General features: G+C 34.8%; 28 protein-coding genes. All 28 read right to left on the bottom strand.

Annotated features, from left to right (window positions below):
* Window positions 1-14 precede the first annotated feature (14 nt).
* The 28 genes from rpsM to rpsJ all read right to left on the bottom strand — a co-directional run bounded on the left by rpsM (window position 15) and on the right by rpsJ (window position 13311).
* Complete coding sequence (gene rpsM / locus KQI89_RS08300; protein WP_032120421.1) at window positions 15-383, bottom strand: 30S ribosomal protein S13; 369 nt, start codon at window positions 381-383, stop codon at window positions 15-17.
* A gap of 194 nt (window positions 384-577) precedes the next feature.
* Entirely contained in the window at window positions 578-691 is a 114-nt protein-coding gene (gene rpmJ / locus KQI89_RS08295) for a 50S ribosomal protein L36 (RefSeq protein WP_003448032.1), read from the bottom strand.
* A gap of 15 nt (window positions 692-706) precedes the next feature.
* A complete protein-coding gene (gene infA, locus KQI89_RS08290; protein ID WP_032120420.1) occupies window positions 707-925 on the bottom strand; it encodes a translation initiation factor IF-1 in 219 nt (72 codons plus the stop codon).
* Window positions 926-932: 7 nt separating this feature from the next.
* A complete protein-coding gene (locus KQI89_RS08285; RefSeq protein WP_343216347.1) occupies window positions 933-1223 on the bottom strand; it encodes a KOW domain-containing RNA-binding protein in 291 nt (96 codons plus the stop codon).
* 78 nt (window positions 1224-1301) lie between these two features.
* A complete protein-coding gene (map, locus tag KQI89_RS08280) occupies window positions 1302-2051 on the bottom strand; it encodes a type I methionyl aminopeptidase (protein WP_216456727.1) in 750 nt (249 codons plus the stop codon).
* Entirely contained in the window at window positions 2038-2700 is a 663-nt protein-coding gene (locus KQI89_RS08275; protein ID WP_216456726.1) for an adenylate kinase, read from the bottom strand. Before KQI89_RS08275 ends, map begins: the two co-directional genes overlap by 14 nt.
* A 21-nt stretch (window positions 2701-2721) precedes the next feature.
* Window positions 2722-4002 carry a preprotein translocase subunit SecY gene (gene secY, locus KQI89_RS08270; RefSeq protein ID WP_032120416.1) on the bottom strand — a complete coding sequence of 427 codons (1281 nt, stop codon included), beginning with the start codon at window positions 4000-4002 and terminating at the stop codon, window positions 2722-2724.
* Between the two features lie 2 nt (window positions 4003-4004).
* Complete coding sequence (gene rplO, locus KQI89_RS08265; protein WP_032120415.1) at window positions 4005-4445, bottom strand: 50S ribosomal protein L15; 441 nt, start codon at window positions 4443-4445, stop codon at window positions 4005-4007.
* A gap of 24 nt (window positions 4446-4469) precedes the next feature.
* Complete coding sequence (rpmD, locus tag KQI89_RS08260) at window positions 4470-4649, bottom strand: 50S ribosomal protein L30 (protein WP_032120414.1); 180 nt, start codon at window positions 4647-4649, stop codon at window positions 4470-4472.
* Window positions 4650-4660: 11 nt separating this feature from the next.
* Window positions 4661-5158 (bottom strand): 30S ribosomal protein S5, encoded by a 498-nt coding sequence (gene rpsE / locus KQI89_RS08255; RefSeq protein WP_032120413.1) that lies wholly within the window; start codon window positions 5156-5158, stop codon window positions 4661-4663.
* A 17-nt stretch (window positions 5159-5175) separates the two neighbouring features.
* The gene (gene rplR, locus KQI89_RS08250; protein ID WP_216456725.1) at window positions 5176-5538 is read right to left on the bottom strand and encodes a 50S ribosomal protein L18; all 363 of its coding nucleotides are present in this window, start codon (window positions 5536-5538) and stop codon (window positions 5176-5178) included.
* 19 nt (window positions 5539-5557) lie between these two features.
* Window positions 5558-6100, bottom strand: coding sequence for a 50S ribosomal protein L6 (gene rplF / locus KQI89_RS08245; RefSeq protein WP_216456724.1), 543 nt, complete (start codon window positions 6098-6100; stop codon window positions 5558-5560).
* A gap of 85 nt (window positions 6101-6185) precedes the next feature.
* Window positions 6186-6587: a 30S ribosomal protein S8 gene (rpsH, locus tag KQI89_RS08240; RefSeq protein ID WP_216456723.1), complete on the bottom strand. Its 402-nt coding sequence runs from the start codon at window positions 6585-6587 to the stop codon at window positions 6186-6188.
* 31 nt (window positions 6588-6618) lie between these two features.
* A complete protein-coding gene (locus tag KQI89_RS08235) occupies window positions 6619-6804 on the bottom strand; it encodes a type Z 30S ribosomal protein S14 (protein WP_032120409.1) in 186 nt (61 codons plus the stop codon).
* Between the two features lie 15 nt (window positions 6805-6819).
* Window positions 6820-7362: a 50S ribosomal protein L5 gene (gene rplE / locus KQI89_RS08230; RefSeq protein WP_032120408.1), complete on the bottom strand. Its 543-nt coding sequence runs from the start codon at window positions 7360-7362 to the stop codon at window positions 6820-6822.
* A gap of 22 nt (window positions 7363-7384) precedes the next feature.
* Window positions 7385-7699 (bottom strand): 50S ribosomal protein L24, encoded by a 315-nt coding sequence (gene rplX / locus KQI89_RS08225; RefSeq protein WP_032120407.1) that lies wholly within the window; start codon window positions 7697-7699, stop codon window positions 7385-7387.
* Window positions 7700-7719: 20 nt separating this feature from the next.
* Entirely contained in the window at window positions 7720-8088 is a 369-nt protein-coding gene (gene rplN / locus KQI89_RS08220; protein WP_216456722.1) for a 50S ribosomal protein L14, read from the bottom strand.
* A 28-nt stretch (window positions 8089-8116) separates the two neighbouring features.
* The gene (gene rpsQ / locus KQI89_RS08215) at window positions 8117-8371 is read right to left on the bottom strand and encodes a 30S ribosomal protein S17 (RefSeq protein ID WP_032120405.1); all 255 of its coding nucleotides are present in this window, start codon (window positions 8369-8371) and stop codon (window positions 8117-8119) included.
* Window positions 8372-8393: 22 nt separating this feature from the next.
* A complete protein-coding gene (gene rpmC, locus KQI89_RS08210) occupies window positions 8394-8606 on the bottom strand; it encodes a 50S ribosomal protein L29 (RefSeq protein WP_032120404.1) in 213 nt (70 codons plus the stop codon).
* A complete protein-coding gene (gene rplP, locus KQI89_RS08205; protein ID WP_032120403.1) occupies window positions 8596-9039 on the bottom strand; it encodes a 50S ribosomal protein L16 in 444 nt (147 codons plus the stop codon). Before rplP ends, rpmC begins: the two co-directional genes overlap by 11 nt.
* 17 nt (window positions 9040-9056) lie before the next feature.
* Window positions 9057-9722 (bottom strand): 30S ribosomal protein S3, encoded by a 666-nt coding sequence (gene rpsC, locus KQI89_RS08200; RefSeq protein ID WP_032120402.1) that lies wholly within the window; start codon window positions 9720-9722, stop codon window positions 9057-9059.
* Between the two features lie 16 nt (window positions 9723-9738).
* The gene (gene rplV, locus KQI89_RS08195) at window positions 9739-10074 is read right to left on the bottom strand and encodes a 50S ribosomal protein L22 (protein WP_032120401.1); all 336 of its coding nucleotides are present in this window, start codon (window positions 10072-10074) and stop codon (window positions 9739-9741) included.
* A 24-nt stretch (window positions 10075-10098) separates the two neighbouring features.
* Window positions 10099-10380, bottom strand: a complete 282-nt coding sequence (gene rpsS, locus KQI89_RS08190) for a 30S ribosomal protein S19 (protein ID WP_032120400.1) — start codon at window positions 10378-10380, stop codon at window positions 10099-10101.
* A gap of 63 nt (window positions 10381-10443) precedes the next feature.
* Window positions 10444-11277 carry a 50S ribosomal protein L2 gene (gene rplB / locus KQI89_RS08185; RefSeq protein ID WP_032120399.1) on the bottom strand — a complete coding sequence of 278 codons (834 nt, stop codon included), beginning with the start codon at window positions 11275-11277 and terminating at the stop codon, window positions 10444-10446.
* 56 nt (window positions 11278-11333) lie between these two features.
* Window positions 11334-11630, bottom strand: coding sequence for a 50S ribosomal protein L23 (rplW, locus tag KQI89_RS08180; RefSeq protein WP_032120398.1), 297 nt, complete (start codon window positions 11628-11630; stop codon window positions 11334-11336).
* A complete protein-coding gene (gene rplD, locus KQI89_RS08175; RefSeq protein WP_032120397.1) occupies window positions 11630-12250 on the bottom strand; it encodes a 50S ribosomal protein L4 in 621 nt (206 codons plus the stop codon). Before rplD ends, rplW begins: the two co-directional genes overlap by 1 nt.
* A 26-nt stretch (window positions 12251-12276) precedes the next feature.
* On the bottom strand, window positions 12277-12906 hold the full coding sequence (rplC, locus tag KQI89_RS08170; RefSeq protein WP_032120396.1) for a 50S ribosomal protein L3: 630 nt from the start codon (window positions 12904-12906) through the stop codon (window positions 12277-12279).
* Window positions 12907-13002: 96 nt separating this feature from the next.
* Window positions 13003-13311, bottom strand: a complete 309-nt coding sequence (gene rpsJ, locus KQI89_RS08165) for a 30S ribosomal protein S10 (protein WP_032120395.1) — start codon at window positions 13309-13311, stop codon at window positions 13003-13005.
* Between the last annotated feature and the right edge of the window lie 292 nt (window positions 13312-13603).

Here is a 13603-nt window from a genome sequence, read left to right as displayed (position 1 = left end):
ACTCTACCTCCTCACTATTTCTTCTTATTAGCTATAGTTCTTTTTGGGCCTTTTCTTGTTCTAGCGTTTGTTTTAGTCTTTTGACCTCTTACTGGAAGACCTCTTCTATGTCTAATTCCTCTATAGCATCCGATTTCTACTAATCTCTTTATATTAAGAGCAACTTCTCTTCTTAAATCTCCCTCAACCTTGAAGTTCTTATTAATGTAATCTCTTATAATATTAACTTCATCTTCAGTAAGATCTCTTACTCTAGTATCAGCATTAACGCCAGTTTCTTTTAATATCTTTCTAGCGCTTGAATTTCCTATACCATATATATAAGTTAGACCTATTTCTACTCTTTTTTCTTTTGGTAGGTCAACACCTGCTATTCTTGCCATTAAAATTTACACCTCCTGGTATTTGAAGTAACTTTTCTATAGAATATAAATTCTCTTCTAATTTTTTAATTCTAATTTATATATTTAAAATTCTAGGTCAATAGAGTGTAGCGGCTACTCTATTGTCAGCCGTACCTAAAACTTAATAGCAAATACATCTTTGTTTAAGTTTAAATCAATTTGTGTTTATCAAATTAGCCTTGTTTTTGTTTGTGCTTTGGATTTTCACAGATTACCATTACTCTTCCTTTTCTTCTAATAATCTTGCACTTTTCACAAATAGGCTTAACTGACGGTCTTACTTTCATAGCTAACCCTCCTTATTACTTTGCTCTCCAGGTAATTCTCCCACGTGTTAAATCGTAAGGTGAAAGTTCTACTGTAACTTTATCGCCTGGCAAAATTCTTATAAAATTCATTCTTAACTTTCCAGATATATGAGCAAGTATCACATGCCCACTTTCTAATTCTACCTGAAACATTGCATTTGGTAAAGCATCAATTACTATACCTTGCATTTCTATTATATCATCTTTTGACATAAGGTAATCAAACCTCCTTAACAATGCCTTTTAACATTAAAAAGCTTTTTATCTTAATATCTACATCTCGCTCATCACTTAATAAACTATTTTTAATCTCTTCTGCAACCTCACAAGTTAAATTAAGATGTTTAAGCCTTTTTCTTTTAGGTTTACTTATAGTTTTCTTCTTTCCGTCAGCAACTAATACATAATTATCATCTATTCTGTCAATAATTATATACCATTTATCCTTATCTCTGCCAGCTTTAGAATATGCAATTTTACCAATTAAGTCATTGTCTTGCAAAATATTCACCTCTATGATTACCTTAGTAATAAACTTACATTGAAATAAAATCACTCAATGTGAATTTATAACTAAGCAGCAGTAACCTTATTTTATCAGTGTAAGTATTTCAGGACCATCTGTTAATATAGCTACTGTATTTTCATAATGTGCAGATAAACTACCATCTACAGTAACTACAGTCCATCCATCTGGTTTTGTAACTACTTTAAAATCCCCTATGTTTATCATAGGCTCAATAGCTAAAACCATTCCGCTAACTAACTTTGGACCTCTTCCCGGTCTTCCGAAATTAGGAACCTCAGGATCTTCATGCATATCTCTTCCTATTCCATGACCCACATAATCTCTTACTATAGAAAATCCTGCGGACTCAGCATATTGTTGAACTGCATGAGATATATCTGTAAGTTTATTACCTACTATAGCTTTCTCAACACCTTTAAAAAAGCTTTCTTTTGTAACCTCTATAAGTTTCATGGCTTCCTCTGAAACTTTTCCAACTGGAATAGTTCTTGCAGCGTCTCCTTGATAGCCATTTAATACAGCGCCACAATCAACGCTTATTATATCACCTTCATTTAAAACTCTGTTTCCAGGTATACCATGAACTACTTCTTCATTAACAGAGGCACATATGGAAGCAGGGAATCCGCCATATCCTTTAAAAGAAGGTTTAGCTCCTTGCTTAGTTATAAATTCTTCTGCAATTCTATCTATTTCAGCAGTTGTGATTCCAGGTTTGATTACCTCTTCTAGTTTTAGAAGAGTCTCTCCTACCACTTTTCCTGCTTGCCTCATATATTCAATTTGTTGGCTATTTTTAATTATTACCATTTCTATCGCTCCCTAGAATATTACAGATGCTTTCGAAAACTTCATTGATCGCCTTAGTACCATACACAACAGATAAGAGATCTTTACTTTTATAATAGTCTATTAAAGGTTGTGTCTGACTATCATAAACATCTAATCTTTCCTTAACTGTTGATTCTTTATCATCTTTTCTCTGAATTATATCGGTACCACATAAATCACATCTTCCTTCAATAGCTGGCGGATTGAATTTTATATGATAACTCGCACCACAAGCTGGGCAAACCCTTCTACCTGTCATTCTCTCTAATATGAAATCCCTTGGAACATCTATTAAAAGAGCTGTATTAAGTTTTTTCCCTTTAGAAGATAAAAATTCTTCTAAAGCCTCTGCCTGCCTAACCGTTCTAGGGAAACCATCTAATAAAAATCCTTTGTCACAATCTCTTTGTGACAATCTATCTTTTACTATATCAATGGTTAAATCATCTGGCACAAGATGACCTTTATCAATATGTTTTTTAGCTTCAATGCCTAAAGGCGTTTGCTCAGAAATATTTTTTCTAAATATATCCCCTGTAGATATATGTGGTATGGAATACCTATTGCTAATTGATTTTGCTTGGGTACCCTTACCAGCACCAGGAGGACCTAGTAATACTATTCTCACCGGCATCATCTCCATTAATCCTTATTTAAGAAATCCTTGATAATGACGCATCACTAACTGAGATTCAATTTGTCTTAAGGTATCTAAAGATACACCTACCATTATAAGTAGCATAGTGCCTCCAAAAGATATACCTTGGAAAGATGTATAGGTTGCAAGTATTATTGGGAATATAGCAATTACTGCAGCAAAAACTCCTCCTATAACGGAGATTCTATCTAGAATTCTTTCTAAATATTTTGCAGTTGCGTTCCCTGGTCTAACCCCTGGAATAAAACCAGCTGATTTCCCCATATTCTCTGCCATTTCTTCTGGCTTAAATGTAACTTGAGTATAGAACCATGTAAAGAATATTGTCAATATAGCATATAAAACAACATACATTATTGAATTTCTTTTAAATGGACTATAAACACCATTTACTATAACCTTGTTAAACCAAGATGCTGGCCAAAATTGTCCTATAGTATATGGAAATTCCATAACAGACATAGCAAATATTATAGCTATTACTGCTGAACCAGTTATACTTATTGGAATATGTGAAGATTGACCTTTAAACACTTTATTACCAATTGCTTTTCCTGCATATTGTACTGGAATTCTTCTTTCTGCAAGAGACATTCCTATTACAGCTATCAATAAAGCAAGAATTACTAATATGAATATAGCAATTTCTACAGGTCCTACATACTTACCTTTTTTAAGAGCTGATATTTGATATATAGTAGTTGGAAATTTGGATAATATATTTACAAATATAATTAAAGATACTCCATTTCCTAATCCTTTTACAGTAATCATATCTCCCATCCACATTAAAAATGTAGACGCTGCTATTAAGGTTACTACTATCATAACCACATTTACCATTGAAGTATCTACAATAGCATTTTGGCTTCTGATTAATAAATAGGCTCCGTAAGCTTGCAAAACACCTATAGGTATAGCTGCGTACCTAGTCATATTTTGAATCTTTCTTCTTCCCTCTTCCCCTTCTTTTGACAATTGTTCAAGTTGAGGAATTGCAATTGTTAACAATTGCATAATAATGGAGGCATTAATATAAGGAATAACCCCTAATGCAAATACGCTAAAGGAGCTAAATGCGCCTCCTGATATCAAATCATAAAAATTTATTAGATTTCCAGATTGACCTGCAAATTCTGCTAACCGCGCTGTATCAATTCCAGGAACAGGAATATGATTTCCCATCCTGAAAATTGCAATTAAAAATATGGTATATAGCAGCCTTTTGCGCAATTCTGGTACCTTCCAGGCATTACGTAGGGTTGATAGCATTTTTATACCACCTCAACTTTTCCCCCAGCCGCTTCTATTTTCTCAGCTGCAGTTTTAGAGAATTTTGTTGCCTTTACAGTTAAGTTCTTTTCTATGCTTCCATTTCCTAAAATCTTAACTCCATCTTTTATCTTACTTATTACTCTCTTTTCAAGCAACAATTCTGGTGTTACAACTGTTCCATTTTCAAATACATTTAATCTGTCAACATTTATTTCAACATATTCTTTAGCAAATATGTTAGTGAATCCTCTCTTAGGCAATCTTCTGTATAGTGGCATCTGACCTCCTTCAAATCCAGGTCTTACTCCACCACCACTTCTTGCATTTTGGCCCTTTTCACCTTTCCCAGCGTTTCTTCCAAGTCCAGATCCAGTACCTCTACCTACTCTCTTAGGAGCTTTTCTGCTTCCTTCTGCTGGTTTTAACTCATGAAGTTTCATAGTTATTTACACCTCCTCGCTCTGTTAAACTTCTTCAACTTTTAAAAGATAACTTACTTTGTTTATCATACCTCTTATTTGAGGAGTATCCTCATGCTCAATAGTTTTTCCTATTTTCTTTAGTCCAAGAGCATTTGCAGTAGCAATATGATCTTTTTTTCTACCAATTAAACTCTTAGCCAAAGTTACTTTTAGTTTAGCCAAGGCAATCCCTCCTAACCTAAAATCTCTTCAACGGTTTTGCCTCTTAACTTAGCAATTTGCTCAGCTGTTCTTAAGTTAGCTAATCCGTTGATAGTAGCGTTAACCATGTTTCTTGGGTTCTTTGAACCTAATGATTTCGCTCTTACGTCTTTTAATCCTGCAAGTTCAAGTACTGCTCTAGCTGCACCTCCAGCTATAACTCCTGTACCTTCTGATGCTGGCATTATTAATACTTTACCAGTACCAAACTTTCCTTCTATTCCATGTGGAACTGTAGTTCCAACCATAGGAACAAAAACTAAATTTTTCTTTGCATCTTCGATACCTTTTCTGATTGCTTCAGGTATTTCAGCAGATTTACCCATTCCAACGCCTACGTGTCCGTTCTCGTCGCCTACAACAACAAGAGCGCTGAATCTGAAGTTTCTACCACCCTTAACAACCTTAGTAACTCTGTTTATAAAAACCACTTTTTCCTTAAGGTCTAGTGTGCTAGGATCGATTCTCATTTATTTCCCTCCCTAAATTAGAATTCTAAGCCTGCTTCTCTTGCTCCGTCTGCAAGTTCTTTAACTCTTCCATGATATATGTATCCACCTCTGTCAAATACAACTTGCTTAATTCCTTTATCTAAAGCTTTTTTCGCAACTAATTCTCCTACTTTTTTAGCAGCATCTTTGTTGCTTCCTAATTCTAAGCCTAAGTCTTTATCTAAAGTAGAAGCAGCTACAAGTGTTCTTTGAGCAACATCATCTATTATTTGCACATATATGTGCTTTTCACTTCTATAAACAGAAAGTCTTGGTCTCTCAGCTGTACCAGAAATCTTCTTACGTACTCTAAGATGGCGTCTTTCTCTGCTTTGTTGTCTGTCATCCTTCTTTAACATAAAGGTTCACTCCTTTCTATTATTTCTTACCTGTCTTACCTTCTTTACGTCTTATAACTTCACCTTCGTATTTAATTCCTTTACCCTTATATGGTTCAGGCTTTCTCCAAGCTCTTATATCTGCAGCTACATCTCCAACTGCTTCTTTATCTATTCCTTTTATAGCAACCTTATTAGCCGCAAGAATTTCAAAAGTTACACCTTCTACTGCTTCTATTTCAACTGGATGGGAGAAACCTAAGTTTAACACTAATTTTTTTCCTTGAAGTTGTGCTCTATATCCAACCCCAATTAATTCTAATGTTTTTTGGTATCCTTCTGTTACACCCTTAACCATGTTGTTTATTAAAGCTCTTGTTAAGCCATGAAAAGCTCTGTGTTGCTTATCATCGCTTGGTCTTGTAACTACTATTGAATTGTCTTCGATAGCTATGTTCATTTCTTGGTTCATAGCTTTTACTAACTCACCTTTTGGTCCTTTTACTGTAACAACGTTGTCTGGTGTTACAGTAACAGTTACGCCGCTAGGTATAGCAATCGGTAATCTACCAACTCTTGACATGATCGCACCTCCTACATTCCGATTACGCATCTTTATGCATCTTTTAGTATTTATATAATTCTTTTTAAGATAAATTTCTATGTTATTACCAAACGTAGCAGAGAACTTCTCCACCTAATCCTAATTTTCTAGCTTCTCTATCAACCATTATTCCTTGAGAAGTTGATATAACTGCTATTCCTAATCCATTTAATACTTTTGGAGTTTCTTCTTTTTTGCAGTATACTCTTAAACCTGGCTTAGATATTCTCTTTAATCCAGTTATTACTCTTTGATTGTTTGAACTGTACTTCAATCCAATTCTCATCATTGGAACCACTCCATCTGAGTACTCCTCGATATCTTTTACATAACCTTCTTGAAGTAATATATTTGCTATGGCCTTCTTAACATTTGAAGAAGGAACCTCAACTATTTCGTGTCTAACAGAATTTGCATTTCTTATACGAGTTAGCAAATCTGCGATTGGGTCAGTGATAACTCCCATATTTAATTGCCTCCTTTCGTTACATTAAATCTTACCAGCTTGCTTTTCTGCATCCTGGTATTTCTCCCTTATATGCAAGTTCTCTAAAGCAAATACGGCAAATACCATATTTTCTTAAAACTGCATGGGGTCTTCCACATAATCTACATCTTGTGTAGGCTCTAGTAGAATACTTAGGTGTCTTGTTCCACTTTTCGATCATTGCTTTACGTGCCACGTTCTTCCCTCCTTATTATTGAGCAAATGGCATGCCAAGGAATCTTAACAATTCTCTTGCTTCCTCGTCTGTCTTTGCAGTAGTTACAAATATTATATCCATACCTCTTACTTTATCAATTTTATCGTACTCAACTTCTGGGAATATTAATTGCTCTTTTATTCCTAATGCATAGTTACCTCTTCCATCAAAGGACTTATCTGATACTCCTCTGAAATCTCTAACTCTTGGTAAAGCTGTGCTTATTAGTTTATCAGCAAATTCGAACATTTGTTTCTTTCTTAAAGTCACCTTGCAACCTATTGCCATGTTCTCTCTTAATTTGAAGTTAGCTACGGATTTCTTTGCTTTAGTTATTACTGGTTTTTGACCAGTTATTAATTGAAGATCTGATACTGCAGAATCTAAAACTTTAGCATTATCCTTTGCTTCTCCTATTCCCATATTGATAACTATTTTCTCTAGCTTTGGAACTTCCATTATATTTTTATATCCGAACTTTTCCATTAAAGCTGGAACTACTTCATTGTTGTATTTTTCTTGTAGCCTTGGAATCATCAAATTTACCTCCTTTCAGATCCTAGAATGTTTCTTCGCACTTTTTGCAAACTCTTACCTTTGTTCCGTCTTCTAAAACTTTATGGCTTATTCTTGTTACTGCTTTGCATTTTGTGCAATATAACATAACTTTTGAGCTGTATATTGGTGCTTCTTCTTTTATTATTCCACCTTGCATATTCTCTCTGCTTGGCTTTTTATGTTTTGATACTATGTTAACTCCTCTAACTAGGACTTTTCCATTCTTAGGCATAACAGCTATAACTTCACCAGTTTTACCTTTATCCTTACCTGATATAACCATTACTGTATCGTTCTTTCTTACATGAACCTTCATTATTTAGCCACCTCCCTATCTTATAGAACTTCAGGTGCTAATGATAATATTTTTGTAAACTCTTTATCTCTTAGCTCCCTAGCAACTGGTCCGAAGATACGAGTTCCTTTTGGCTGTTTATCATCTTTGATTATAACAGCTGCATTTTCATCAAATCTGATGTAAGAACCATCAGCTCTTCTTAAACCTTTAACTGATCTTACTATTACTGCTTTAATTACATCACCTTTTTTAACAACTCCACCTGGTGTTGCACTTTTAACGCTAGCAACTATTATATCACCAATGTTTCCATATCTTCTATTAGAACCACCTAAAACTCTGATGCACATTATTTCCTTAGCTCCGGAATTATCTGCTACTTTTAGTCTGGTTTGTTGCTGTATCATTGAAAAACCCTCCTTTCAGTTTTAAAGACTATTTTGCCTTTTCAACTATTTCAACAAGTCTCCATCTTTTATCTTTTGATAATGGTCTTGTTTCCATTATTGATACTCTATCATTTAATTTTGCTTCATTGTTCTCATCATGAGCTTTGAATTTTGTAGTTCTGTTAACTGTCTTTCCATACAATGGGTGACGAACTTTAGTTTCAACAGCCACAACTATTGTTTTATCCATTTTATCAGAAACAACTTTTCCGATTCTTGTCTTTCTATTTGCTCTTTCCACAGAACGAACCTCCTTTCAAGCCTTATTGTTGAATAGACTTTAACTCTTCTTCTCTTATGATGGTCTTTATTTGGGCTATAGACTTTTTAACTTCTCTAATTCTCATTGGATTTTCTAATTGGCCTGTAGCTAGTTGGAATCTTAAATTGAAAAGTTCGCCTTTAAGATCATCTAGCTTAACTTGTAACTCTTGAGGTGAGTTTGATCTTAACTCTTGTAACTCTCTAGCCTTCATTACTTTCACCACCCATTTCCTCAAAATCTCTTCTTGTAACAAACTTAGTTGATACAGGAAGTTTATGTTGAGCAAGTCTCATTGCTTCTCTTGCCACTTCTTCTGGCACACCTGATAACTCAAATAAAACTCTACCTGGTTTAACTACTGCTACCCAGTACTCTGGTGAACCTTTACCGGAACCCATACGTGTTTCAGCTGGCTTTTGAGTTATTGGCTTATCTGGGAAAATCTTTATCCAAAGTTTTCCACCTCTTTTTATATATCTATTGATTGCTATTCTAGCTGCTTCTATTTGATTGCTTGTTATCCAACCACATTCAGTTGCTTGAATTGCGTAATCTCCGTAAGCTATAAAATTACCTCTTGTAGCTTTACCACGCATTCTACCTTTCTGAACCTTACGATGCTTTACTCTTTTAGGCATTAACATCTCGAATTCCTCCTTTCTTACGCGTTAGCTTCTTCCTTTACTACATTTTTAACTGGAAGAACTTCTCCTCTATAAACCCATACCTTTACTCCAATTTTTCCGTATGTTGTATTTGCTTCCGCAAATCCATAATCAATGTCTGCTCTTAGTGTTTGTAGTGGAATTGTTCCATCATGATATTGTTCTGTTCTTGCAATTTCTGCACCAGCTAATCTTCCTGCACAAGCTGTTTTAACTCCTTTAGCTCCTGCTCTCATTGCTCTTTGAATTGTTTGTTTCATTGCTCTTCTAAATGAAATTCTCTTTTCAAGTTGAGCTGCTATATTTTCAGCCATTAATTGAGCGTCTATCTCTGTGTTCTTAACTTCAACTATATTTATTAATATGTTTTTATCAGTTACGAACTGTTCTAAACCTTTTTTAAGAGCTTCTATTCCTGATCCACCCTTACCAATAATTACTCCTGGTTTAGCAGTATATATGTTTAGTTTAACCCTCTTAGCTGCTCTTTCAATTTCTATTCTTGAAATACCTGCTGAATATAGCTTTGTCTTAACATACTCTCTTATTTTATTATCTTCTACAAGATAATCAGAAAAATTCTTCTTATCAGCGAACCATTTTGCATCCCAATCTTTGATTACGCCAACTCTTAAACCGTGCGGATTTACCTTCTGTCCCACTCTCTTTCCCTCCTTTTTAAGCTCTTTCTTTAACAACTAGTGTTATGTGGCTTGTTTTTTTATTTATTCTAAATGCTCTTCCTTGAGCATGAGGTCTAAATCTCTTTAAAGTTGGGCCTTGACCTACATGCGCTTCTGCAACAAATAATCTTGAAGCATCTAGATTCATATTGTTTTCAGCATTCGCTACAGCTGATTTCAAAACTTTATTTACAACTACTGCAGCATCCTTTGGAGTGTATTGTAATATAGCAAAAGCCTCATTTACATTTTTTCCTCTTATTAAATCTAAAACAATCCCAACCTTCATTGGAGACATTCTCACATATTTAGCTATAGATTTAGCTTCCATTTAATAATCCTCCTTTCTAAAGGCTTATCTTACCTTTGATGATTTCTCGTTACCTACGTGTCCTCTGTAAGTTCTTGTTAAAGCGAACTCACCAAGTTTATGTCCAACCATATCTTCGCTCACATAAACCGGCACATGCTTTCTACCATCGTGAACTGCAATAGTGTGACCTATCATTTGTGGAAAAATAGTTGAACTTCTTGACCAAGTCTTTATAACTTTCTTCTCACCTGATTTGTTCATTTCATTTATCTTATTTAAAAGACCTTCATGGACAAATGGTCCTTTTTTAATTGATCTACTCACTAGATTTGCCTCCCTTCAAAATGGATATATTGGGTTGAAGAGAATAATTTATATTCTCTTCAATTATTTATCGTTTCTTCCCTTTATTATTAATCTATCTGAATACTTCTTAGTCTTTCTAGTCTTGTAACCAAGTGCAGGTTTACCCCATGGTGTAAGTGGTGATGGTCTTCCGATAGGTGATCTACCTTCTCCTCCACCGTGTGGGTGATCAACAGGGTTCATAACAGATCCTCTTACTGTTGGTCTCCATCCCATATGTCTCTTTCTTCCTGCTTTACCTATGTTAACTATTTCATGAGTTAAGTTTGAAACTGTTCCTATAGTTGCTCTACACTCAACTCTAACGTATCTCATTTCTCCACTTGGAAGTCTTAATGTAGCATAATTACCTTCTTTAGCCATTAATTGAGCAGATGTTCCTGCTGACCTAACTAATTGGCCACCTCTTCCTGAATGTAACTCTATGTTATGAATTACTGTACCTACTGGTATATTCTTCATTGGAAGAGTATTTCCTGGTTTAATATCAGAATCTGGTCCAGATACTATAACATCTCCAACCTTTAGTCCAACTGGAGCAAGTATGTATCTTTTTTCACCATCAGCATAAACTACAAGTGATATGTATGCTGATCTGTTTGGATCATATTCTATTGTTGCAACCTTTGCTGGTATATTATCTTTATTTCTTTTGAAATCTATTATTCTATATTTTTGTTTAGCTCCACCACCGTGGTGTCTAACAGTTATCTTTCCATGAGCATTTCTACCACCACTTTTGTTTAATGCTACTAAAAGAGATTTTTCCGGTTTGTCTGTAGTTATCTCTTCAAATGTTGGCATTGTCATTTCTCTTCTTGATGGGGTAGTCGGTTTAAAAGTTTTAACTGCCATCTAAATTCCCTCCTTGCTTACGCTTTTCTGGCTTTCCGCCAATACCTGCTTTTTTACTATTGCATTCCTTCAAAGAATTCTATAGCTTTGCTATCTTCTGTTAACTTAACAACAGCTTTTTTATAATCTGCTCTTTTTCCAACATGTACGCCTACTCTTTTTGTCTTTCCCATAGTTCTTATAGTCTTTACATCTTCAACTTCAACGCCAAAAACTTCTTCAACAGCTCTCTTTATTTGAGATTTGTTAGCCGATATATGAACGATGAAGGTGTATTTCTTTTCAGCCATAGCTGTCATACTTTTTTCTGTTATAACAGGCTTTCTAATTATATCATGGCTTGTTAATTTCATTATGCGTACACCTCCTCAATTTTAGACACAGCGTCTTTAGTTATAATTACTTTTTCATACTTTAATAAATCATACACATTTATGTTGTTTACTGGAAGTACAGTTACTCCCTCTATATTTCTTGCTGATTTGTATACTGCCTCATTTGATTCTGCTGTTACGATTAAAGCCTTTTTAGTTTCAAATGCATTTAACATCTTAACTATCTCTTTTGTCTTTGGAGCATCTAAGCTTAAGCTTTCTAATACTACCATTTCATTGTCTTGAACTTTACTTGTTAAAGCAGATTTCATAGCAACTCTTCTCATTGTCTTTGGAACTGAAACTCTGTACTCTCTTGGCTTTGGTGCAAATACGATACCTCCATGTATCCATTGAGGTGCTCTTATTGAACCCTGTCTAGCTCTACCTGTTCCTTTTTGTCTCCAAGGCTTTATTCCGCCTCCTGAAACCTCAGCTCTTGTCTTTGCTGATTGAGTTCCTTGTCTTTTATTTGCAAGTAATGCAACAACTACTTGATGCATTGCGTATTGATTAACTTCAACACCGAAAACATTATCTGATAATTGGAAATCTCCAACTTTTTGTCCTTCTCTATTAAATAATCCTACTGTAGGCATTCTACTTCCTCCTTTCTTTCAAAGAATTAAGCCTTAACTGAATTTCTTATTATAACCATGCCTTTATTTGGGCCTGGGATACCACCTTTGATTAATATTACATTTTTCTCAGGCATTATTTTAACAACTTCAAGATTTAATACAGTTGTTTTTTCATTTCCCATATGTCCTGGCATTTTCTTGTTTTTAAATGTTCTTGCTGGGTCGGATGAACCTCCCATAGAACCTACTGCTCTGTGGAATTTAGAACCGTGGGACATTGGTCCTCTGTGTCCATTCCATCTCTTAATTGTACCTTGGAACCCCTTACCTTTAGAAATTCCGCTAACATCAACTTTTTCACCTTCTGCAAACACATCAACTTTGATCTCTTGACCAACTTGGTACTCGCTAGTGTTATCAAGTTTAAATTCTCTTACAAATCTTTTAAAGGAAACTCCAGCTTTGTTAAAATGTCCTTTCTTTGGACCATTAACTAACTTTTCCTTTATATCTGCGAACCCAACTTGGATAGCTTCATAACCATCTCTCTCTAAAGTTTTCTTTTGAAGTACAACACATGGACCTGCTTCAACAACAGTCACTGGAACTACTTTTCCATTAGCATCAAATATTTGGGTCATTCCAACTTTTCTACCCATTATTGCTTTTTTCATTACTTTACACCTCCTAAACATATTAGCGGATCACTGCTATTGCAGCAATCATAATAGTTCGTAATAGTTATCTATTACGCGTACACCCTATGTACGTTATAGCTTAATTTCGATGTCAACTCCTGCTGGTAGATCTAATCTCATTAGAGCATCAACAGTCTTTGGTGACGGATTTACTATGTCTATTAATCTTTTGTGAGTTCTTATTTCAAACTGTTCTCTAGAATCTTTGTACTTATGAACAGCTCTTAATACTGTAATAATGTCTTTTTCTGTTGGTAGTGGTACCGGACCAGCTACTTTAGCTCCTGTGGATTTTGCTGTTTCAACAATTCTCTCTGCTGATTGATCTAATATTTTGTGATCAAAAGCCTTCAATCTGATTCTAATTTTTTGTTTTGACATTTAATTTCCCTCCTTTTCATGTACGCATTACTTCTAACGCACAACAGCGGACGTTCTGTAAACTGCCCCAGGTGTTTCCTTTTTGTGCACCCTAGAACTCAGTCTATGAAATCCCGACGTTGGGTTCTAAGACCCTAACATACTCAACAAGAATTCCCCCGGAAGTCCGGCAACCTCTTGTCTCATCGCTGTTATAGCTTTACAACTACTTTATTATACTATATTTATTTTAAAGTTACAAGCATTTTTTATTCATTTGTTTTTTATTATTGACATATATTTAATGCCCTAA

The sequence above is a fragment of the Clostridium simiarum genome (genome assembly GCF_018919175.1).
GTDB lineage: Bacteria > Bacillota > Clostridia > Clostridiales > Clostridiaceae > Clostridium_L > Clostridium_L simiarum.
The sequence above is the reverse complement of the archived record's forward strand: the minus strand, read 5'-3'. Positions and strand labels throughout refer to the sequence as shown.